Source organism: Sphaerimonospora mesophila (assembly GCF_001417795.1).
Taxonomy (GTDB): Bacteria; Actinomycetota; Actinomycetes; order Streptosporangiales; family Streptosporangiaceae; genus Sphaerimonospora; species Sphaerimonospora mesophila.
The window spans coordinates 222,895-247,014 of record NZ_BCBX01000038.1 but is presented as its reverse complement, the minus strand read 5'-3'; the positions used below and the strand labels follow the sequence as shown (position 1 = coordinate 247,014).

12 protein-coding genes are annotated in these 24,120 nt (G+C 69.5%); 10 read left to right on the top strand and 2 right to left on the bottom strand.

Annotated elements, in window-relative coordinates; genetic code table 11:
* Positions 1–96 precede the first annotated feature (96 nt).
* A complete protein-coding gene (acnA, locus tag AP234_RS20145) occupies positions 97–2,874 on the top strand; it encodes an aconitate hydratase AcnA (RefSeq protein WP_055481230.1) in 2,778 nt (925 codons plus the stop codon).
* Between the two features lie 92 nt (positions 2,875–2,966).
* Here acnA and AP234_RS20140 read toward each other — a convergent pair whose 3' ends face one another.
* Entirely contained in the window at positions 2,967–3,299 is a 333-nt protein-coding gene (locus AP234_RS20140; protein ID WP_055481229.1) for a type II toxin-antitoxin system PemK/MazF family toxin, read from the bottom strand.
* A complete protein-coding gene (locus AP234_RS36440; protein ID WP_152990527.1) occupies positions 3,289–3,600 on the bottom strand; it encodes a hypothetical protein in 312 nt (103 codons plus the stop codon). The genes AP234_RS20140 and AP234_RS36440 overlap by 11 nt, the downstream gene beginning before the upstream one ends.
* 185 nt (positions 3,601–3,785) lie before the next feature.
* On the opposite strand from AP234_RS36440, the gene AP234_RS20135 reads away from it, so the two are divergent.
* From AP234_RS20135 to AP234_RS39245, 9 genes are all read left to right on the top strand, one after another.
* On the top strand, positions 3,786–4,517 hold the full coding sequence (locus AP234_RS20135) for a sulfite exporter TauE/SafE family protein (protein ID WP_055481228.1): 732 nt from the start codon (positions 3,786–3,788) through the stop codon (positions 4,515–4,517).
* Positions 4,518–4,697: 180 nt separating this feature from the next.
* Positions 4,698–5,816, top strand: coding sequence for a substrate-binding domain-containing protein (locus AP234_RS20130; protein WP_055481227.1), 1,119 nt, complete (start codon positions 4,698–4,700; stop codon positions 5,814–5,816).
* Positions 5,817–5,893: 77 nt separating this feature from the next.
* Complete coding sequence (locus tag AP234_RS20125; protein ID WP_055481295.1) at positions 5,894–6,670, top strand: ATP-binding cassette domain-containing protein; 777 nt, start codon at positions 5,894–5,896, stop codon at positions 6,668–6,670.
* Positions 6,667–7,914 (top strand): sugar ABC transporter permease, encoded by a 1,248-nt coding sequence (locus tag AP234_RS20120; RefSeq protein ID WP_055481226.1) that lies wholly within the window; start codon positions 6,667–6,669, stop codon positions 7,912–7,914. The genes AP234_RS20125 and AP234_RS20120 overlap by 4 nt, the downstream gene beginning before the upstream one ends.
* 98 nt (positions 7,915–8,012) lie before the next feature.
* Positions 8,013–9,218 (top strand): ROK family transcriptional regulator, encoded by a 1,206-nt coding sequence (locus tag AP234_RS20115; RefSeq protein ID WP_055481294.1) that lies wholly within the window; start codon positions 8,013–8,015, stop codon positions 9,216–9,218.
* A gap of 283 nt (positions 9,219–9,501) precedes the next feature.
* Entirely contained in the window at positions 9,502–11,424 is a 1,923-nt protein-coding gene (gene dxs, locus AP234_RS20110) for a 1-deoxy-D-xylulose-5-phosphate synthase (protein ID WP_055481225.1), read from the top strand.
* Between the two features lie 68 nt (positions 11,425–11,492).
* Positions 11,493–12,977 carry an amino acid permease gene (locus AP234_RS20105; RefSeq protein ID WP_055481224.1) on the top strand — a complete coding sequence of 495 codons (1,485 nt, stop codon included), beginning with the start codon at positions 11,493–11,495 and terminating at the stop codon, positions 12,975–12,977.
* Between the two features lie 302 nt (positions 12,978–13,279).
* Positions 13,280–16,744, top strand: a complete 3,465-nt coding sequence (locus AP234_RS20100; protein ID WP_055481223.1) for a LamG-like jellyroll fold domain-containing protein — start codon at positions 13,280–13,282, stop codon at positions 16,742–16,744.
* 45 nt (positions 16,745–16,789) lie between these two features.
* On the top strand, positions 16,790–23,833 hold the full coding sequence (locus tag AP234_RS39245) for a polymorphic toxin-type HINT domain-containing protein (protein WP_152990526.1): 7,044 nt from the start codon (positions 16,790–16,792) through the stop codon (positions 23,831–23,833).
* Positions 23,834–24,120: the final 287 nt, after the last annotated feature.

Here is a 24,120-nt window from a genome sequence, read left to right as displayed (position 1 = left end):
TAGGCGAGCCTTAGTGCGGGTCGCCCTCGACGAGTGCGGCAGGATGACATATCCGAAAACCTGTGACAATCCCGGAAACCTGGGGAGGCGAACTTCGTGTCCGCGAACAGCTTCGGCAGCCGTGACACGCTGCGCGTCGGCGACGCGTCGTACGAGATCTATCGGCTGGACGCCGTCGAGGGGTCGGCGCGCCTCCCGTACAGCCTCAAGATCCTGCTGGAGAACCTGCTGCGCACCGAGGACGGCGCGAACATCACCGCCGACCACATCCGGGCGATCGGGGGCTGGAACCCGGACGCCGCGCCGAGCGTGGAGATCCAGTTCACCCCGGCCCGGGTGATCATGCAGGACTTCACCGGTGTCCCGTGCATCGTCGACCTCGCCACCATGCGCGAGGCGATGCGCGACCTCGGCGGCGACCCCGGCAAGATCAACCCGCTCGCCCCCGCCGAGCTGGTCATCGACCACTCCGTCATCGTCGACTACTTCGGCCACCCGGACGCCTTCCAGCGCAACGTCGAGCGGGAGTACGAGCGCAACCACGAGCGCTACCAGTTCCTGCGCTGGGGTCAGAGCGCGTTCGCCGAGTTCAAGGTCGTCCCGCCGGGCACCGGCATCGTCCACCAGGTCAACATCGAGCACCTGGCCCGTGTGGTCATGTCCAGGGACGGCGCGGCCTACCCCGACACCTGTGTCGGCACCGACTCCCACACCACCATGCAGAACGGCATCGGCGTCCTCGGCTGGGGCGTCGGCGGCATCGAGGCGGAGGCCGCGATGCTCGGCCAGCCGATCTCCATGCTGATCCCCCGGGTGGTCGGCTTCAAGCTCACCGGCAAGCTGCCCGCCGGGGCGACCGCCACCGACCTGGTCCTCACCATCACCGAGATGCTCCGCGAGCACGGCGTGGTCGGCAAGTTCGTCGAGTTCTACGGCGAGGGCGTGGCCTCCGTGCCGCTGCCCAACCGCGCCACGATCGGCAACATGAGCCCGGAGTTCGGCTCCACCTGTGCGATCTTCCCGATCGACCGCCAGACGATCGACTACCTCACGCTCACCGGCCGGTCGGCCGCTCAGGTCGCGCTCGTCGAGGCGTACGCCAAGGAGCAGGGCCTGTGGCTCGACCCGGCGGCCCCGGGGGAGGCGCGCTACTCGGAGTACATCGAGCTCGACCTGTCCACGGTCGTCCCGTCGATCGCCGGGCCGAAGCGGCCGCAGGACCGCATCGCGCTGTCGGAGGCGAAGGAGGCCTGGCGGGGCGCGGTGCGCAACTACGTGCCCGGCAGCAGCATCCAGGGCCCGGCCGACCAGGCGTCGGACGAGTCGTTCCCGGCCTCGGACTCCCCGGCGATCTCGCACAGCGAGGTCGGCGACCAGCCGCATGCGGCCCGGCTCAACGGGGGCCGTCCGTACCGGCCGACCCCGGTCACGCTGGCGGACGGCACGTCGTTCGAGGTCGACCACGGCGCCGTGGTGATCGCCGCGATCACCTCCTGCACCAACACCTCCAACCCCTACGTGATGCTCGGCGCTGCGCTGCTGGCCAGGAACGCCGTCGACCGCGGCCTGACCCGCAAGCCGTGGGTGAAGACCTCGCTCGCGCCGGGCTCCCAGGTCGTCACCGGCTACTTCGAGCGCTCCGGGCTGCAGCCCTACCTCGACAAGCTGGGCTTCAACCTGGTCGGCTACGGCTGCACCACCTGCATCGGCAACTCCGGCCCGCTGGACCCGGAGATCTCCAAGGCCGTGCACGCATCCGACCTCGCGGTGACCGCCGTGCTGTCCGGCAACCGCAACTTCGAGGGCCGGATCAACCCGGACGTCAAGATGAACTACCTCGCGTCCCCGCCGCTGGTCGTGGCGTACGCGCTGGCCGGGACCATGGACATCGACCTCGACAACGAGCCGCTCGGCATCGGATCAGACGGCACGCCGGTGTTCCTCAGGGACGTCTGGCCCTCGGCCGAGGAGGTCGCCGAGGTGGTGTCGAAGTCGATCAGCCAGGACATGTTCCTGCGGGACTACGCCGACGTGTTCAAGGGCGACGAGCACTGGCGGTCGCTGCCGATCCCGACCGGCGACACCTTCGAGTGGGCCGCCGACTCGACCTACGTGCGCAAGGCGCCGTACTTCGACGGCATGCCGGCCTCGCCGGAGCCGGTGTCGGACATCCACGGCGCCCGTGTGCTCGCCCTGCTCGGCGACTCGGTCACCACCGACCACATCTCGCCCGCCGGGTCGATCAAGGCCGACTCGCCGGCCGGCCGCTACCTGCGCGAGCACGGCGTCGAGGTCAGGGACTTCAACTCGTACGGCTCCCGCCGGGGCAACCACGAGGTGATGATCCGCGGCACGTTCGCCAACATCCGGCTGCGCAACCTGCTGCTCGAGGGGGTCGAGGGCGGCTTCACCCGGGACTTCACCCGGGACGGCGAGCAGACGACCATCTACGAGGCGGCGCAGAACTACGAGAGCGCGGGCATCCCGCTGGTCATCCTGGCCGGCAAGGAGTACGGCTCGGGCTCGTCGCGCGACTGGGCGGCCAAGGGCACCGCGCTGCTCGGCGTCCGTGCCGTCATCGCCGAGTCCTACGAGCGCATCCACCGGTCGAACCTGATCGGCATGGGCGTGCTCCCGCTGCAGTTCCCCGAGGGCCAGAGCGCCGCGTCACTCGGCCTGACCGGCACGGAGACCTTCGACATCACCGGTGTCGAGGAGCTCAACGCGGGCGGCACGCCGGCGACCGTGACCGTACGGGCCGGTGACGTGGAGTTCCAGGCGGTCGTACGGATCGACACGCCGGGCGAGGCCGACTACTACCGCCACGGCGGCATCATGCAGTACGTCCTGCGCTCCCTGCGCGCCAAGAGCTGACGCGCGCCGCCAAGAGCTGAGCGCTCCGACGCATCCATCACCGTAGCCGTTCTGATCGGGACCACCGTCCCCTCAGGGCGGCTACGGTGTTCCTACAGCATGTCGTAGATCCACTCGGCGATCTCCGACAGAACGTCTGGGGGTACGCTGCCGATCCTCGCGCCGAATCGCTCGGGCGAGATCGCGCGCACCTGTTCCGTCATCGCCCAGCTGGACTTCGGCAGTCCTGTTCCCTGTGGCCTTATAAAGATGTGATTGTCCCAATCCCGGAACCGCGTGGTCAGCGGGACGGCGAGAACGGGATCCCAGATGGTTCGGTTGACGCGGTCGTTGCTGACGACGAGGGCGGGACGGTCGTACCCCTGCTCCCGGCCGACTGGCTCGCCAAGGTCGGCCCACCAGATATCCCCTTGCCTAACCTTCATCGCTCTCCTCTGGAGACTCGATAAGTCCTTCCCATTCCGGAGCTATCCGTCTGTGTCGGGACGGGGGGCCGAGCCAGCGGTCGCGTTCCGCTACGTACTCCGCCCAGCTTTCTGGATCCTCTCTTCTGGTCCGCTCCATCTGTTCCGCGACTCGCTGCCAGCGGAGCTTCCTGCGGTGCTCTCTGATGGCTTCGTCCACCACTGCCGTCATCGACTTTCCTTCCTGCTCGGCGAGTTTCGCGATCTCATCGCGGGTGGCGAGGCTGACCCTGATCGTCGTCGTCTTGGGTTCTGTGCTCATACGGGTGAGGCTACGGTCCGATCTACATTGGGGTCTACGGCCCAGTGGCCGTACAGAAGTCTATGGACGAGTGATTACTCTCGCAATAGATTTCGATTACGCACAGTTATTGTCCTGCTTCGACTGGGCTTGGGACGGATAACCCGTTGGCTGCCGTACACGCTGCGGCGTTAGGGTCGGCCGACATGGATCATTCTGTGGTTTTGTTACTTATTGGGGGATTTGCGGTTTTCGTTGGGGCGTTGGTGCAGGGTGGGGTCGGGTTCGGGATGGGCCTGGTGGCCGCCCCCCTGCTGACGTTGCTCGACCCGACGGCCATGCCGGGGACGATCATGATCGTGAATGCCGCCATGCCCCTGTTCACGCTGGCGGCCGAATGGCGGCGGGTGGACTGGCGCGGCCTCGGCTTCGCCGTACTGGGGAGACTGCCGGGCAGCGTGATCGGCGGCTTCGTCGTCGTGTACGTGAGCACGAGCACGCTCGGCGTCGCCGTCGGGATGATGGTGCTCGTCGCGGTGGTGCTGACCGCCCGGGCGATGGCGGTGCCGCGCAACGGGGTCACGCTGTCGGCGGCCGGCTTCCTCTCCGGTGTGACGGGCACGGCCACCGGCATCGGCGGACCGCCGATCGCGCTGGTCTACCAGAGCGCCCGGGGCCCGCAGATCAGGGCGACCCTCGCGATGTTCTTCTTCCTGAGCGCGCTGCAGTCGATCGCGGTGCTGGCCGCCCTCGGGCTGATGCCGCCGCGCGTCCTCGGTGCGGGAGCGCTGCTGATCCCCTTCGTGGTGGCCGGTTTCGCGGCGTCCGGCCCGCTGCGGCGCTACCTCGACGGCGGCCGCGTCCGGCTCGCGGTGCTCTGCGTCGCGGCCCTGTCCGCCTGCGTGCTGCTCGTCCAGAGTCTCACCGGCTCGCACTGAACCGGCCGCGTTTCTTGATTGTTATGGCAGACAACAAACGTTACCTTCCTGTGTCTTCAACCGCAGGCGTCGGAGTCGTACGTTGTGCCAAACAACATTCATCAGCACGGCGAGAGCCGCGATCCGGCCAGGCCGTACCTCCCCCCATAGACCCCCAGCCAGAGAAAGGACCCGTGCATCATGCGCAAGGGGATCCTCAGCATCGGTGCCGCCGCGGCGGCACTCACCCTCGGCCTCACCGCCTGCGGGGGCGAGAGCGGTGACACGTCGGCCCAGAGCACGGACGCGGCCTCGGCCGCCCCGGCCAAGCCCGCCGGGAAGATCGGCGTCATCCTCCCCGACAGCAAGTCGTCCGCTCGTTGGGAGACCGCGGACCGCAAGTACCTCCAGGAGGCATTCGAAGCGGCGGGCGTCGAGTACGACATCCAGAACGCCCAGGGTGACAAGAACCAGTTCCAGACCATCGCCGACCAGATGATCACTAACGGCGCGACCGTACTGATGATCGTGAACCTGGACAGCGGCACCGGCAAGGCCGTTCTGGACAAGGCCCAGTCGCAGGGTGTCGCGACCATCGACTACGACCGGCTCACGCTGGGCGGCAGCGCCGCCTACTACGTGTCCTTCGACAACGTGAAGGTCGGCACGCTGCAGGGCGAGGGCCTGGTCAAGTGCCTGACCGACAAGAAGGCGGACAAGCCGATCATCGCCGAGATGAACGGCGCGCCGACCGACAACAACGCCACGCTGTTCAAGCAGGGGTACGACGGCGTGCTCCAGCCGAAGTACGACTCCGGCGAGTACGTCAAGGGCCCGGACCAGTCGGTCCCCGAGTGGGATCCCGTCCAGGGCGGCACGATCTTCGAGCAGATGATGACCCAGGAGCCCAAGATCGCCGGCGTGCTGGCCGCGAACGACAGCCTGGGCAACGCGGCCATCGCCGTGCTGCGGAAGCAGAAGCTCAACGGCAAGGTCCCGGTCACCGGCCAGGACGCCAGCGTGCAGGGCCTGCAGAACATCCTCGCCGGCGACCAGTGCATGACCGTCTACAAGGCGGTCAAGAAGGAGGCCGACGCGGCCGCCGCGCTCGCCGTCGCACTCGCCAAGGGTGAGAAGCCCACGGCGAGCGCGTCCCTCAAGGACCCGGAGACCGGCCGGGACGTGCCCTCCGTGCTGCTCGAACCCCAGGCCATCTTCTTCGACAGCGTCAAGGACGTGGTGGCCGACGGATACGTGAGCAAGGACGAGCTGTGCGTCGACGAGTTCGCCGCCAAGTGCACCGAGGCCGGCATCAGCTGACCGGCCGTCCACAGCGGGGCGCCGTCGCGGCGCCCCGCCGTACGCACGTCCGCCTCTGAACAATGGAGTGGCTCATCGTGTCCCAGGGACCGATCCTGGAGCTGCGCGGCATCAACAAGAGCTTCGGCCCCGTGCAGGTCCTTCACGATGTCGCCTTCTCGGCCCATGCCGGGGAGGTGACCGCACTCGTCGGCGACAACGGCGCAGGAAAGTCCACGCTGGTGAAATGCATCGGGGGCATTCACCAGATCGACTCCGGGGAGTATTTCTTCGAAGGCCGGAAGGTCCAGGTGCATGGTCCCCGGGATGCCGCGGAGCTGGGCGTCGAGATCGTCTATCAGGATCTCGCGCTCTGCGACAACCTCGACATCGTGCAGAACATGTTCCTGGGCCGGGAACGCAAGAGCGGCCTGGTCCTGGACGAGGCCACCATGGAGGAGATGGCGGCCAAGACCCTGGCGGGGCTGTCGGTCCGCACCGTCAAGTCGCTCCGCCAGCACGTCTCCAGCCTCTCCGGCGGCCAGCGGCAGACGGTGGCCATCGCCAAGGCCGTGCTGTGGAACAGCAAGGTCGTCATCCTGGACGAGCCGACCGCCGCCCTCGGCGTGGCGCAGACGGCGCAGGTGCTCGAGCTGGTCAGGCGACTGGCCGACAACGGGCTCGCCGTGGTGCTCATCTCCCACAATATGAACGACGTGTTCGCCGTGTCCGACCGGATCGCGGCGCTCTACCTCGGCCGGATGGCCGCCCAGATCAGGACCTCCGAGGTGACCCACTCGCAGGTCGTGGAACTCATCACCTCCGGGCGCAGCGGCGAGCTCGGGCTCGGGAACGGCAACGGAGCGACAACATGACCACGGAAACGCTCCCCGAGCAGCGCGCTTCCGACGCCTCGGTAGGCGTACACGTCAGGGGCTACTTCGAGCGGGTGCGCGGCGGCGAACTCGGCGCACTGCCCGCCGTGTTCGGCCTGGTCGTGCTCTGCGCGATCTTCTCGGTGCTGCGGCCGGCCTTCCTGTCGGCGGTCAACTTCGCCAACCTGTTCACCCAGGGCGCGGCGGTGACCGTCATCGCGATGGGCCTGGTCTTCGTCCTGCTGCTCGGGGAGATCGACCTGTCGGCCGGCTTCGCCAGCGGCGTGTGCGCCGCCGTGCTCGCCGTGCTGCTGACGCTGGAGGGCTGGCCGTGGTATCTGGCGGTCCTGGCCGCGATGCTCACCGGCGCGTTGATCGGGCTGGTGCTCGGCTCGCTGGTGGCGAAGCTCGGCATCCCCTCCTTCGTCGTCACGCTGGCCGCGTTCCTCGCCTTCCAGGGCGTCGTGCTGCTGCTGGTCAAGGACGGCACGAACATCTCGATCCGCGACAGCACGATCCTCGCGATCGCCAACAACAACGTGCCGCCCCTCATCGGCTGGTTCGGTGCGATCGTGGGCGTGGCCGCCTACGCCGCCATCCAGATCCTCCAGGCGCGCCGCCGGATGGCGCGCGGCCTGGTCGCCGACCCGATGAGCGTGATCGCGTTCCGGGTGGCGGCGCTCGCCGTCGTCGTGGGCGTGGCGGTCTACGTGCTGAACCTCGAGCGCAGCAGGAACGCCCTGATCGTGTCGCTCAAGGGCGTGCCGATCGTGGTCCCCCTGATCGTGCTGCTGCTGATCGTCTGGACGTTCGTGCTGCGCAGGACCGCGTACGGCAGGCACATCTACGCCGTCGGCGGCAACGCGGAGGCGGCCCGCCGGGCCGGCATCGACGTCGACCGCATCCGCATCTCCGCCTTCGTGATCTGCTCGTTCATGGCCTCGCTCGGCGGCATCATCGCCGCCTCCCGCGCCAACTCGGTCGACCCCAACACCGGCGGCAGCAACGTGCTGCTGTTCGCCGTCGGCGCGGCGGTCATCGGCGGCACCAGCCTGTTCGGCGGCCGGGGCCGGGCGCTCGACGCCGTGCTCGGCGGCGCGGTCGTGGCGGTCATCGACAACGGCATGGGCCTCATGGGCTACAGCGCGGGCGTCAAGTTCGTGGTGACGGGGTCCGTACTGCTGCTCGCCGCGAGCGTGGACGCGCTGTCGAGGAAGCGGGCGGCGGCGGTCGGCCGACGATGATCGGGGCCGGGCTCCCGCTAAAGTGATCTCCGACCCCACTCCGACTGACCTGACCGTTTTGACCGATCTGACCCACACGGAATCCGAGGCTGGCCATGATGCGTGCAGGTCCCTCCCAGGAGGAGATCCGCAAGCATAACCTCGGCACGCTGCTGCGCCACGTCCATCTCGCGGGCCCGACGTCGCGGGCGGAGCTGACCAACCTCATGGGGCTGAACCGCAGCACCATCATGGCGCTCACCGCCGACCTCACGGCGGCGGGACTGGTACGCGAGGAACTGCCGAGGGACACCGGCCGGGCCGGACGGCCCTCGCTGGTGGTGCTGCCGGAGTCCGCGCGGGTCTACGTGTTCGCCTTCGACGTCGGAGTCGACCGGCTGGTCGCGGCGCGGGTCGGCCTGGGCGGGGTGATCCTGGACCGCCGTCAGATGGTCCGGCCGCGCCACGGGTTCGGCATGGACGAGGTCGTCGCCGCGCTCGCCGGGTTCGCCAGGCAGATGCGCCGCAGGACCCGGCCGGACACGATCTGCGTGGGGGCGGCGGCCGCCGTCTGCGGCGCCGTCGGCCGTACGGACGGAGTCGTCAGGTTCGGGCCGAACATCGGCTTCGAGGACGCGCCGTTCGGCGAGGAGCTGACGAAACGGCTCGCGATCGGCCTGAACGTCGCGGTCGGCAACGACGGAGACCTGGGCGCGCTCGCCGAGCAGGCGCGTGGCGTCGGCGTTGGCTGCCGGGATCTCATCTACCTGCACGGTGACGTGGGCATCGGCGGTGGGATCATCGTGAACGGACGGCTTCTCGGCGGCCTGGGCGGCTACGGCGGCGAGGTCGGGCATATGATCATAAATCCGGGCGGACGTCTGTGCGCGTGCGGATCGCGCGGCTGCCTGGAGGCCGAGGTGGGGGAGCGCGCGCTGATGGAGCACGCCGGCCGGTACGGCCAGGCCATCGGCGGCGAGGCCGTACGTGTGGTGATCGATGCCGCCGACCGCGGCGACATCGGGGCGCAGGACGCCCTGCATCGTGTGGGCGACTGGCTCGGCCTCGGCGTGGCCAACCTCGTCAAGATCTTCAATCCGGAGATGGTGATCTTCGGTGGCGTGCTGAAGGAGCTCTACCTGGGGGCGGCCGCCCAGATCAGGAGCCAGATCAACACCACGACGCTGATCGCGTCCAGGGAACGGCTCCGGCTGCGCACGTCGGCCCTCGGCGACGACGCCACCCTGGTGGGGGCGGCGGAGCTGGCCTTCGCCCAGGTGCTCGACGACCCCCTGGAGGCACTGGCGCGCCTGGCGCCCTCGTAGCGTCTCCCCGGCCTCCGCTGTGAGCTCCGGGACGCCCGAGGCGGGGGAGGCGTGCGGGCCGTCGTCCGGCGATGCCTGGCGGAACTCCCCGCTCCGTGAAACGTTGGGACAGTCGAGGAGGTGGCCGGCATGGGCCGGGTAGTGCGGAAGTGACCCGGGAGTAAAGCAGAATCAAAGGGATTCGCGGGGAGTGTGTCAAGATTCAGCGCAGGCCCGGAAGTGGCGAGCGCTCCCGCGAATTAGACTGCGTGTCTGTTCGATGGCGAGCGGGAGAGGAAGACTGTTGGGGATTCTGGAGACGATCAAGGACCCGCTCGACGTCAAGCGACTGGAGGCCGGCGAGCTGCCCCAGCTGGCGGAGGAGATCCGCGAGCTGCTGGTCGCCTCCGTGTCGCGTTCCGGCGGCCACCTCGGCCCCAATCTCGGTGTCGTGGAGCTGACCATCGCCCTGCACCGGGTCTTCGACTCGCCGCGCGACCCCATCATCTTCGACACCGGACACCAGGCGTACGTGCACAAGATGCTGACGGGCCGGGCCGGCGACTTCGACACGCTGCGCCAGGAGGGCGGGCTGTCGGGCTATCCGAGCCGGGCCGAGTCCGAGCACGACCTGGTCGAGAACTCCCACGCCTCGACCGCGCTGTCCTACGCCGACGGCCTGGCCAAGGCCTTCCGCGTGCGCGGTGAGAGCGGACGCAAGGTGGTCGCCGTGATCGGCGACGGGGCGCTCACCGGCGGCATGGCCTGGGAGGCCCTGAACAACATCGCGGCGCGCCGGGACCTGCCGCTGATCATCGTGGTTAACGACAACGGCCGCTCCTACTCGCCGACCATCGGCGGCCTCGCCTCGCACCTGTCGTCGCTGCGCATGACCCAGGGTTACGAGCACGCGCTGGAGCTGGTGAAGAACAACCTCGGCCGGGTGCCCGTGGTCGGCGCGCCGATCTACGAGACGCTGCACGGGATCAAGAAGGGCGTCAAGGACATCCTGACGCCGCAGGTCCTGTTCGAGGACCTCGGGCTCAAGTACGTCGGCCCGATCGACGGCCACGACGAGCCGGCCGTGGAGTCCGCCCTGCGCCGGGCCAGGGCGTTCGGAGGGCCGGTCATCGTGCACGTGCTCACCCGCAAGGGGCACGGTTACGCCCACGCGGAGAACCACGACGAGGACTGCTTCCACGGGCCGGGCCCCTTCGACCCGGTCACCGGAGAGGAGCGGCCCAAGCCGCACGGCTGGACCAACGTGTTCAGCGAGGAGCTGGTGCGGCTCGGCGCCGAGCGGGACGACATCGTCGCCATCACCGCGGCGATGCTGCACCCCGTCGGGCTCGCCCCCTTCGCCGCGGCCTACCCCGACCGCATCTACGACGTGGGCATCGCCGAGCAGCATGCCCTGACCAGTGCCGCCGGCCTCGCCATGGGCGGTCTGCACCCGGTCGTGGCGGTCTACGCGACGTTCCTCAACCGGGCCTTCGACCAGCTTCTGATGGACGTGGCGCTGCACCGGCTGCCCGTCACCGTCGTGCTCGACCGCTCCGGGGTGACCGGCGACGACGGGCCCAGCCACAACGGGATGTGGGACCTGTCGATCCTCCAGATCGTCCCCGGGCTGCGGGTCGCCGTGCCGCGTGACGCCGTACGACTGCGCGAGCTGCTGGGCGAGGCCGTCGCGGTGTCGGACGGACCCACGGCGCTGCGCTATCCCAAGGGCGCCGTGGCGCCCGAGATCGAGGCCGTCGGCCGGATCGGCGGCATGGACGTGCTGCGCTCGGGCGGTGCCGACGGGGCCGACGTGCTGATCGTCGCCGTCGGCCCGATGGCCGAGGCCTGCCTGGAGGCGGCGGTGCTGCTCGACGCCCAGGGCATCTCGACCACGGTGGTCGACCCGCGCTGGGTCAAGCCGCTGGACGAGGCGCTGATCGGGGCCGCCGCGGCGCACAAGCTGGTCGCCGTGGTGGAGGACAACGGCAGGGTGGGCGCCGTCGGCGACGCCGTGGCCCGCCTGCTGCGCGACGCGGACGTCGACGTGCCGGTGCGCACGTACGGCATCCCGCAGCGGTTCCTCGACCACGCCAAGCGACCGAAGATCCTGTCCGAGATCGGCCTCACCGGGCAGGGCATCGCCAGGAAGATCACCGAAGCGGTCGCCCTGCGCTCGCCCATGCTGGAGGGGCAACCTTCACGACAAGTCCAGCCGACGGACTGACAAACCACGAGTAAAACCCCCGGTTTCCGGGAAGTCTGCAGGTCAGCCACCTTACGAGGAGCCTGCGGATGAGCGTTTTCCGGACGAAACCGGTCGAGCAGTCCATCGCCGACGCCGAGGGCGGCGAACACCGGTTGAGGCGGAGCCTGTCCGCTCTCGACCTGACCGTCTTCGGCATCGGCGTCATCGTCGGCACCGGGATCTTCGTGCTGACCGGCGTGGCCGCGCGCCAGGCGGCCGGCCCGGCGGTCGCGATCTCCTTCGTGGTCGCGGCCGTCGTGTGCGGGCTGGCGGCGCTATGTTACGCGGAGTTCGCCTCCACGGTGCCGGTGGCGGGCTCGGCCTACACGTTCTCCTACGCGACGATCGGGGAGTTCCCGGCCTGGATCATCGGCTGGGATTTGATGCTGGAGCTCGCTCTCGGGGGCGCGGTGGTGGCCGCCGGGTGGTCGGGCTACTTCACGTCGCTGCTGAAGAACTTCGGGATCCATCTGCCGGAGTCGATCGCCGGCGACCATGCGGTCGTCAACGTGCCGGCCGCGGTGATCGTGCTGCTGCTCACGGCCGTACTGGTCGCCGGGATCAAGATGTCCGCCCGCTTCAACGGCGTCATGGTGGCGATCAAGCTGGTGGTGGTCCTGATCGTGATCGCCGCCGGCCTGTTCTTCGTGAAGGGCGAGAACTACCGGCCCTTCATCCCGCCGCCCCACGAGGTTCCGGCCGACCACGGGCTGGCCGCCCCGCTCATCCAGGTCGTGTTCGGCGTGACGCCCGTGGCGTACGGGGTCTTCGGCATCTTCACCGCGGCCGCGCTGGTGTTCTTCGCCTACATCGGGTTCGACGTCGTCGCGACGGCCGCGGAGGAGACCCGCGACCCGCAGCGCGACCTGCCGATCGGCATCATCGCCTCGCTCGCCGTCTGCACGCTGCTCTACGTCGCGGTCTCGCTGGTGGTCGTCGGCATGCAGCACTACTCCACGCTCAGCGAGTCGGCCCCGCTGGCCGACGCCTTCCGCGCCGTCGGGCAGCCCTGGCTCGCCACGATGATCAGTGTCGGCGCCATCGCCGGGCTCACCACGGTCGTGATGATCCTCATGCTGGGCCAGAGCCGGGTGCTGTTCGCCATGTGCCGCGACAACCTGCTGCCGCGTTCCCTGGCCCGGGTCCACCCCCGGTTCCGCACGCCCTACCGGATCACGATCGTCATCGGCTGCGCGACCGCGCTGCTCGCCGCGCTGATCCCGCTCAGCGCGATCGCGCAGCTCGTCAACATCGGCACACTGTTCGCGTTCATCGTGGTCGCGATCGCCGTGCTGATCCTGCGCCGGACACGGCCCGACCTGCCGCGCGCGTTCCGCACGCCGTGGATGCCGGTGGTGCCCGTCCTTTCGGTGCTCGCCTCGCTCTACCTGATGCTCAACCTGCCGATCGAGACGTGGCTGCGGTTCCTCGTCTGGATGCTCGTCGGAGCGGGCGTCTACTTCCTGTACGGCTACCGCCGCAGCCGGGTGGCCGCTACAGACGCGCCCGGGGCACCAGTCCTCGAACGGTGAGCACGGCTCCGGACCGGTCGAGGCGTTCCCATGGGGCGCGACCATGGGATGGCGGGTGGGCCGGTTCACCGGATTCACATGGTTCATCGGATTCACGCAGTCCACCCGATTCATATGGTCCACCGGATTCACACGGCCACCGGATTCACACGGCCATCGGATTCACACGGCCACCCGATTTACCCGGTCCACCACACGGTTCACCCGGTTCATTCCGAGTGAACCGGCGGTGGACCCGGTCTTGATCTCCTGGCGGAGAACCATTGCGGTTCCGTGCGTCCCCCCCGCCTGATGGAGACCCGATGCGCCTTCGCCCGCGCGGCATCGCCCTGGCCGCCGCCGCCCTGCTGACGGCCGGCGCCGTACACGCCGGTCCCACCGTGCCCGCGACGGCCCAGAGCGACACGGACCCGTCGCCGCCGGCCGTCGCCTCGAGCGAAGGGCAGGCGGTGGAACTCGCGCGGACCTCGCGGCAGCGGGTGGAGGTGCTGCCGCTGCGCACCGAGATGCGGCAGGTGTTCGCCAACGCCGACGGCAGCCTCACCTCCGAGACCTCGGCGCTGCCCGAGCGGATGAGACGCGGCGCCGACTGGGTCGACGTCGACACCACCCTGCGCTTCGCGGACGGCACGGTGCGGCCGGTCGCGGTGCCGTTGGAGATGTCCTTCTCCGGGGGTGGGACGGCGCAACTCGCGACCATCGGTGACGGTGGGCGTTCGGTCGCGATGACCTGGCCCGGGACGACGCTGCCGAAGCCCGTCCTCGACGGCGACACCGCGACGTACGCGTCGGTGCTGCCCGGGGTGGACCTGAAGGTGACCGCCTCGGTGGCCGGATACTCCGAGGTCCTGGTGGTGAACAGTCGGGAGGCCGCGGCCAACCCGGCGCTGGCCGGGCTCGCCTTCGGCCTGCGGGCGGACGGGCTGACGGTGCGCAAGACGCCGGACGGAGGCCTCGGCGCCGTGACCGACACGGGGACGGAGGTTTTTCACGCGCCGCAGCCACGCATGTGGGACTCCTCGGGCAGGGACCTCGGACCGGCGGTCTCCGGGCCGCGGCAGCAGGCCAAGGAGGCGCTCATGGGCGTCGACGTGGCCGGGGACCGGATGGTTCTCAGACCCGACGGTTCGGTGCTGACCGGCCCTGACACGGTCTACCCCGTCTACATCGACCCCCAGTGGTCGGGGTCGAAGCTGCGCTGGACCTATGTGGACAAGGCCTATCCCTCGCAGTCGTACTGGAATTCCACGCACACGCCCGAGATCGGTTACTACGGCAGCGGGGTCAAGCGGTCCTTCTTCCGGATGGACTCCGACAACGTCAACGGCAAGCACATTCTGAAGGCGACCTTCCGGATCACACAGACGAAGTCCTGGGGATGCAGATCGAGCCCGCAGGCCGCCGAGATCTGGCTGACCAGCGGCATCTCGACGTCCACCACCTGGAGCCGCCAGCCGTCATGGAGCAGCCATCTGGGCAGCGTCGCCTCCGACGCGGGGTACAGCTCCTCCTGCCCGGACAAGGGCATCGAGTTCAACGTCACCAGCGCGATCGTCAAGGCCGCCAAGGGCGGCTGGACGAATACCACCTTCGGGCTGAAGGACAAGGACGACGGCGCGGGCAGCGTGTGGGGCTGGAAGGGCTTCAGCAGCTCACCCAAGCTCGTGATCGACTACAACACCCCGCCGGCGGTCCCGTCGGGCATCGGCACCTATCCGGCGACCCCCTGCGTCATCGGAGCCTCCCGCCCGGCCGTGAACGCGGGTGACGCGGCCAACCCGCTCCAGCTCAAGGCTCGCATCTACGACCCGGACAAGGCCAACGACGGCGTACGGGCCGAGTTCATCGTGCACCATTACAACGAGGCCACCGGCGTGTGGGACGACATCACCTCGACCCTGCCCGGCGGTGGTAAGACCGCCTACAAGTACACCACCTCGGCCACCGACCACTCGGTCAAGGTGACCGGGCTCGTCACCGGTCACAGCTACAGCTACAAGGTCAAGGCCTACGACGGCACCGACTCCAGCGCGTGGAGCAAGTGGTGCGAGTTCACCGTGGACACGATCGACCCGACCACCCTCCCCAAGGTGACCTCCGCCGATTATCCGGCCGACACCCCCGACGACTGGAAGGGCAGCGTGGGCTGGGCGGGCGCGTTCACGCTGGCCCCCGGCGATGGGGAAAGCGACGTGACGGCCTTCCGATGGGCGCTCGACGACCCCGCCCTGGCCACCGCCGCCACCCAGGTCGAGATCCCCGCCGGGCAGACGTCCGTCAACGTGCGCCTCGCCCCTCGCCATGACTGGCTGAACGCCCTGTACGTCTACCCGGTCGACCGGGCGGGCAACGTCGGCAAGACCCCCGCCGTCTACGGTTTCTACGTCAAAGCCGGGTTCGGCCCGGAGGGACACTGGCGGCTGGACGAGACCTCGGGCGCCACGGCGGCCGACTCCGGAGCGACGGCACACCCGGCGACGATCGCGGGCGGCGCCACCTGGTTCCCCGGCCGCGTGGCCGGGGCTCTGCGCCTGGACGGCGGCACCGGGTACGGCAGCACGGACGGCCCAGTGGTGCACACCAACAGGAGCATGAGCGTCTCGGCCTGGGTGCTGCTGACCGACAAGAGCAAGAACTCCACCGTGGTCAGCCAGGACGCCGTACGCGGCACGGGATTCCAGCTCTACTACTCCTCCGGCTCCAAGCGGTGGGTCTTCAGCAAGTTCGACGCCGACATCGACGACAAGACCATCGTCCGGGCGATCAGCGACGCCGAGCCGACGACCGGCATCTGGACCCACCTGACCGGCGTGTACGACGCCCCCCGCAGGCAACTGCGCCTGTACGTCAACGGCATCCTCCAGTCCACGACGGGTCCCTACCCCTACGCGCCCTGGGACGCGACCGGCCCGCTGCAGATCGGCCGGGTGCGGTCGCACGGCAGGTACATCGAGAACTTCGCCGGCGACGTCGACGACGTGAAGATCTGGAAGCGGGAGCTGTCGGACGACCCGCGCACCGTCAACGACCCGGCGCTCGGCAACGAGATCGCCGCCATGGCCAAACAGCCGCCCATCCAGCGCGGCTGGTGGAAGTTCGAGGAAGGGACGGGCACCACCGCGGCCAACTCCACCGACAGCCGCTGGCCCGCGGCGCTCGGCGGCGGCGCCACCTGGACCGGCGACGGCTTCGACGGCGGCGGCGCGCTCAGCCTCAACGGCACCACCGGCTACGCGGCCACCCCGTCGGCGCCGCTGCGCACCGACCACAGCTACGCGGTGACGGCCTGGGTACGCCTGCCGGGCGACGACACCTGCGTGCTGCCGAGCCACGCGATCACCGTCCTGGCCCAGGACGGAGCCGCCTACAGCTCCTTCTACCTCGGTTACCGGCTCGTCGCCGAGAACGGCGTCGCGGTGCCGCACTGGTCGTTCTCGACGTCCCCCGACGCCGCCAACGGCACCCTGACGCACGCCATCTCGGCCGAGCCCATCGACTGTTCCGTGCTCAACACCTGGACCCACCTGGCGGGTGTGTACGACGAGCAGTCCAAGCAGATCCGCCTTTACGTCAACGGCCAGCTCAACGACCAGCGATCCGTCACCGGCGGATGGGCGGCAGGGGCGCTGCAGATCGGCCGCGCCAGATACCGCAGCGCGGCCGTGGACTACTTCAGTGGTGACATCGACGACGTCCGCGCCTACACCGGCACCCTGACCGACCGCCAGGTCGTCAACATCGCGATGAACCTTCCCCTGGACAGCTGACCGCCGCCTCGTCCCCCTCTCATCCACGTTCAACCGGAGGTAGTCGTGCTCGCTTCATGGCGAGGCTGGGCCGGGGTCGCCGGAATGCTGGCGGTCGTGGTGCCGGCCGCTCTGGCCGTACCCCTTCCGGAGGCGCGGGCGACAGCCGACCCGGGCTGGCACGAGGCGCAGGAGCAGCGTCCCGTGCCCGGCCACGAGACCCGCGCGCGGGCCGCCGAGCCGGACCCGGGCGCACGGTTCGACGTCGACGGCGCTCCCGCGGTGACCTGGCCGCAGCCCGGCACCGCGACGGTCGCCCTCGGCTCGCCGGCAGAGGACGCGGTGGCCGCGAAGTCTCCCGCGGAGGCGGGCATGGCGCGGGCCGGCGGGCTGCCGGTGTGGATCGGCCCAGCGGGCTCCCGCGCCGGGACTCCGGCCGCCGGGGAGAACGCGGCCACGGCGAGGAGCTCGCCGCAGGACAAGCCGGTCCCGGCCGTGTCGGTGCGGGTGCTCGACCGGCGAACGGCTGAGCGGTTGCAGGTCATCGGTCTGGGCCTGCAGCTGACCCCGGCGGCGTCCGCGCAAGCCACCCCTGAAGCGACGATGCGAGCGACGCCACAAGGGGCGGCGCAGGCTCGGGGCGCGGCACGACGGGTCGCCGTCCAGGTCGACTACTCGGGCTTCCGGTACGCCTACGGCGGCGACTGGGCGCCCCGGCTGCGTCTGGTGCGTCTGCCGGACTGTGCGGCCAGCACCCCCGACCGGCCCGCCTGCCAGGCACGGACGCCGCTGCCCACCCGTAACGACGTCAAGACCGGCCGGCTGACCGCCGATGTGGATCTCGCCGCTGGGACGACGATGACGCTGGCGGCGGAGGCCGCGCCCTCGGGGTCGGCGGGCACCTACGAGTCGACCTCGCTGTCCCCCTCGGCCACCTGGGCCGTGAGCAACCAGAGCGGGGCGTTCTCCTGGTCGTACCCGCTGCGGTTGCCGCCGGTCCCCGGCGGCCCGACACCCAACGTGGGATTCGCCTACTCCTCCGGCAGCGTCGACGGCCGCACGGTCGCCACCAACAACCAGGCCTCCTGGATCGGCGAGGGCTTCGACTACTGGCCCGGGTTCATCGAGCGCAGGTACAAGGCATGCGCCGATGACGGGGTCACACCCAAGCGCAACGACCAGTGCTGGGGTAACTCGAACGCGACGCTGTCGCTGAACGGGCAGGCCACCGAACTGGTGCTGGACGACGTGACCGGCACCTGGCAGCCGAAGGACGACGACGGCGCGAAGATCGAAAAACTCTCCGGCGCCGACAACGGCGCCAACGACGGCGAGTACTGGCGGGTCACCAGCCTCGACGGCACCCAGTACTACTTCGGCCGCAACCGCCTGCCCGGCGGTGGGGCGGAGACGAACTCCACCTGGACGGTGCCGGTCTTCGGCGACGACGAGGGGGAGCCGTGCCACAAGAGCGCCTTCTCTGATTCTTGGTGCCGGCAGGCCTGGCGGTGGAACCTCGACTACGTCGTCGACCCGCACGGCACGGTCAGCACCTTCTGGTACGGCAAGGAGACCAATTACTACCGCCGCGACGTCACCAAGCTGACCGACGGCGTCCCCAACGGCACACCGACCGTGTACGACCGGGGCGGTTACCTCAAGCGCATCGACTACGGCCAGCGCGCGGATGCGATCTTCACCTCCTCCGCCCCGGCGCGGGTCTCCTTCGACGTGCGGGAGCGGTGCATCCCCACATCGGCCTTCGACTGCGCCGAGAGCAAGCTCACCAAGGACAACGCCAAGTACTGGCCCGACGTGCCGTACGACCAGAAGTGCGACTCCGGCGAGAAATGCCTCGACAGGTACTCGCCGACGTTCTGGACGCGCAAGCGGCTGGCCGCCGTCACCACGCAGGTGCTGGTGTCGGGCAGCACGTACAAGGACGTCGACACCTGGACGCTGGACCAGCGGATGCGCGCCCCCGGCGACGGCACGGCCGCCACGCTCTGGCTGGCGGGGATCACCCACACCGGCAAGGTCGGCGGCACGGCCTCGCTGCCGTCGGTGAAGTTCGCCGGTGTCCAGAGGCCCAACCGCGTCGACGCCCTCGAAGGCCGCCCGCCGCTGACCAAGTGGCGGATCTCGGCGATCGACAACGAGACCGGCGGCTCCCTGTCCATCGCCTACTCCGACGAGGACTGCACGGCCGGCAACAAGCCGGACATCGGAACCAACACCCGGCGGTGCTACCCGCAGTACTGGTCGCCCGAGGGCGCGACCTCACCCAAGCCCGACTGGTTCCACAAGTATGTCGTCACCCAGGTGCGGGAGATCGACCGTACGGGCGGCGCGCCCGACGAGGTGACGAGCTACGAGTACCTGGGCGGCGGAGCCTGGCACCACGATGACGACGACGGGCTGACCAAGGAGAAGTACAAGACCTGGTCGCAGTGGCGCGGCTACGGCAAGGTGCGGGTCACCCACGGGGAGGCGCCCGAGCGGCGCTCCCAGTCGGAGTACATCTACTTCCGCGGCATGGACGGCGACGAGCTGCCCGGCGGGGGCACGCGGAATGTGCAGGTCACCGACTCCGCCGGCACCGCGGTGGACGACGCCGACGCGCTGCAGGGACGGGTCCGCGAGGAGATCCACTACGACGGCCCAGGCGGGCCCGCGTTGAGCGGCACCATCACCGGTTACTGGGTGAAGCGGACCGCCAAGCGCGTGCGCTCCTGGGGCACGACCACCGCGAGCATGGTTCGCGCGGACAGCGAGCGCACCCGCACCGCACTCGCGTCCGGCGGCTGGCGCCGCACCTTGACCCGCACCGGCTACAACACCGACGGCGTGCCCACCCAGGTCGACGATCTCGGCGACGAGTCGACCGCGAGCGACGACCAGTGCACCCGTACGGAGTACACGCGGGACGAATCCCGCTGGATGATCTCCTATGTCTCCCGCGTGGAGACCGTCACCAAGGCGTGCGACGTCACCCCGGAGCGGCCGGACGACGTGGCCTCCGACGTGCGCAAGTACTACGACGGGAAGGCGTTCGGCGCCGCGCCGTCCAAGGGCGACGTCACCAGGACCGAGAAGCTCGGCTCGTGGAACGGGGGCCCGCGGTACGTCACCGTCGGCACCACCGTGTTCGACGCGTACGGCCGGCCGCTGGTGGTGACCGACGCCTCGGGCGGCAAGACGACCACGGCGTACACCCCGGCCACCGGCCTGGTCACCGGCACCACGGTGACCAACGCGCTCGGGCATGCCAGCAAGACCGTGGTGGAGCCGGCCTGGGGGCTTCCCACCGCCACGATCGACGTCAACGGCAAGCGCACCGATCTGGCCTACGACCCGTTGGGCCGGTTGACCGGGGTTTGGCTGCCGGGACGTGCCAAGGCGACGTACGCCTCGACCCCGAACATGAAGTTCGGTTACCTGATCCGGGCGAACGGGCCGACCACGGTGACCACTTCGACGCTACGCAACGACGGGGCGACCTACACCACCGGCTACGCCCTCTACGACGGCCTCTTACGTCACCGGCAGACCCAGCAGCCCGCCCCCGGCGGCGGCCGCGTGGTGAACGACACGCTGTACGACACGCGTGGCCTGGTCTACAAGACCAACCAGGACTACTACGTAGAGGGGGCGCCGGGCGCCACGTTGTGGATCCCGGCCAGCGACGACGACGTCCCCGGGCAGAACGTCACCGTCTACAACGGCATGGAGTGGCCCACCGCGCAGATCTTCCGCAAGCGCGGCAGCGAACAGTGGCGGACCACCACCACGTACGGCGGCGACCGCATCAGCGTCGATCCGCCGGCCGGAGCCACTCCGATCACCAGGATCACCGACGCCCGCGGCGAGCTCGTCGAGTTCCGGCAGTACAAGGGCGACGGCCCGAGCGGCGACTACGACGCCACCACCTACACCTACACGGCCACCGGACAACCCAAGACGATCAAGGACGCCGACGGCACCGCGTGGACCTACCACTACGACCTGCGTGGCCGCCTCGTCCAGCTCGACGACCCCGACAAGGGCACCGCGAAGCTGACCTACGACGACGAGACCGACCGGCTGCTGACGACGACCGATGCCCGCGGCAAGAGCCTCTACTCCACCTACGACGCTCTCGGCCGCAGGACGGCGGAATACGAGGGGACCTCGGCGAGCGGCACCAAGCTCGCCGAATGGAGGTACGACACTCTGCTCGACGGCACCGTGGTCAAGGGCCAGCCGACCGCCTCCATCCGGTACGTCAGGAACGCCACGACCGGCGCGATGGACGCCTACACCACGGCCGTCACCGGCTTCGACGACGCCTACCGGACACTCGGCGCCGAGACCGTCATCCCGGCCTCCGAGGGCGCGCTGGCCGGCACGTACAAGATCAGAACCGACTACAACCTCGACGGCACCGTCCGCCGCACGGTGCTGCCCGCGGCCGGCGGCCTGCTCGCCGAGACGATGCTGTACGGCTACGACGAGCTCGGCCATCCCACCACGACGCGCGGCCTGACCAACTACGTCACCTCCACCACCTACTCCAAGCTCGGCCAGGTGCTCGACATGACCATGAGCACGGGCCTGAAGCGAGTGAAGGAGACCAACTTCTACGAGGAGGGGACGGGCCGGCTCACCCGGTCGCTGTTCGAACGGGAGACCTCCCCGATCTCGGTCGCGGACACCAATTACACCTATGACCAGTCGGGCAACATCACCCGGATCGCCGACACTCCGTCCGGCCAGACGCCCGACGTCCAGTGCTTCCGTCAGGATCACCTGCAGCGCCTCACCGAGGCCTGGACCGCCACCGACGGCTGCGCCTCCGGACCATCGGCCGCCGTCGTCGGCGGAGCCGCGCCCTACTGGCAGTCCTTCGGCTACGACAAGGTCGGCAACCGTACCAGGGAGGTCGACCACCGGGCCGGCGGCGACGTCATCAAGACCTACTCCTACGCCGGCCCGGGCAAGCCCCAGCCGCACACGCTGACCTCGGTCGCCTACCAGGGCGGCGCCCGTGACGGGCAGATCGACGGCTACACCTACGATGCCGCCGGCAACACCACGGAGCGGGGCTCCGGCCGCGCCCTGGAATGGGACGTCGAGGGGCACCTCGCCAAGTCCACCGACCCGTCCGGTGTCAGCACCTTCGTCTACGACGCCGGCGGCGAGCGGCTGATCCGCCGCGATCCCACCTCGACGACGCTCTACGTCGCCGGGATGGAGATCCGGCTCGACAAGGCCACCGGGGCCAAGACCTGCACCCGCTACTACTCCCACGGCGGCCAGGTCGTCGCCGTCCGCACCACCGGCAAGGGCCTCACCTGGCTGGGCGCCGACCACCACGGCACCACCGACGTCTCGGTGTCCGACGACGACGCGCAGACACCCGTCCGCCGCCGCTTCACCCCCTTCGGGCAGCAGCGCGGCACGCCGCCGTTGTTCTGGCCCGGTCAACGAGGCTTCGTCGGCGGCGTCATCGACGAGGCCACCGCTCTCACCCACCTCGGCGCTCGCGAGTACGACGCCGAGACCGGCCGCTTCATCTCCGTCGACCCGGTGTTCGACGTGACCGACCCGCAGAGCTGGAACGGCTACGCCTACGCCGGCAACAACCCGGTGAACGCGTCGGACCCGACCGGGTTGATGCTCGACGGCGGCACCCAGTGCGGCTGGCGCAAGAGCGACCCCTGCAACGGCGGAAGAAAGTACAACGCCGGCTGCGGAGACTGCGGAGGCGGGGGCGGCGGCCCGACGTACAACCCGCCGCCCCCGCCGATCAACCCGCCGCACTGCGGACGCTGGGACTTCGGCTGCAAGTCCAAGAACTTCTGGAACAAGCACAAGGCCACCATCGTCAACGTCACCGTCTCGGTGACCGTGACCATCGGCTGCGAAGCCGCCACGCTGGGCGCCGGCAGCGTCGGCTGCGCCGCGGCGGGTGGAGCCGCCGGCAACCTCGCGGGCTACCTCGTTTCGACGCCGCGTGACCAGTGGAGCATGGGCGGCGCGGTCAAGTCGGCGGCGTTCGGAGCCGTGTCGGGCGCGGCCGGCGGAGTGCTCGGCAAGGTCGCCTCGGCGGCGCTCGGCAAGCTGGCCACCACGGCGGCGGGCAAGGCGGTCACCGGAGCCGTGGCCAAGGCCGCGGGCAAGGCGAGATCGGCACTGGGCAAGGCGGGCGGCGCCGCCGGCGACGCGGCCGAGGGCGCGGCGGCCAAGGCAGCGGGCAAAGCGGCTGGGAAGCCTCGTGCCTCCTCCGGCGGAGGATCGTCCTGCCTCCGCCCCACCAGCTTCGTCGCCGGAACCAAGGTCCGACTCGCGGACGGTACGGAGAAGGCGATCGAGAAGGTCAAGGTCGGCGAGAAGGTCCTCGCCACCGATCCGGCCACCGGTAAGACGGAGGCCAAGCCCGTCGTCGCGGCCTTCTCTGGCGCCGCCTACCTCAGCCTGGTCGAGATCACCGTCGACACCGACGGCGAGAAGGGCCACGACACCGGCATCATCCTCGCCACCGAACACCACATGTTCTGGGACGGCCAGGACAAGGCGTGGGTCCGCGCCGACCACCTGACGCCGACCGACCGTCTGCGCACCCCGTCCGGCGACACGGTCCGGGTCGTCGGCACCACCGCCGTCCCGGCCCACCCCGAGGTCTACGACCTCACCGTCGCCGACACCCACACCTTCTACGTCCAGGCCGGCCCCACCCCCGTGCTCGTCCACAACTGCGGGGACCTCGCCAAGGACCATGGAGTCGCGGGCGGCCATGCCCTGGACCATGTGGGCCTCACAGACGAGCAATTGATCGAGAGGGCTACGGGCCTCGAAAACGGCATGGCATCGAGTCTCTCCCCGGAAACCGCTCAGAGCAGCGTCGACGCAGTACTCGACGGGATCAATCTCAACGCGTGGGCGGCCAGGAACGTCGCCGGTGCGCAAAGGGATCTCACCAAACGTTTCAGCGCGCCGATCGGACGGGTCGCCGACAAGGAGGGAAACGTGTCGGATGCCTACTCCCTGCGGTTGGTCATCAGGCGGATCAACAAGGGCACAGACGGCCACAGGGGCGCCTGGATCGTATACACGATGTCGGCGAGTTGAACTCGGCTGACGGCAACTCGCTCCTGAAACCGGAGGCCAGCCGTGGGGAGCTCGGCGAGCAGGCGTGATCCGGCGAGAGGTCTGTCACGCACGTGGAGTGCTGCCATTCTCGCCTGGGTGATTCATCCAGTCATATGCTGCCGATGGTCCCGGCCTCTTGTCCGAAGAAAGGGAGGATGGCATGAATCTGGGGGACGCGGTCCGCCGGCTGGGAGTCCGCGCTGATGCGATCCGTGCTATGGCCGATCCATTGAGAGGGATTTTGTGGCGGCGCTCGGATAACGTTT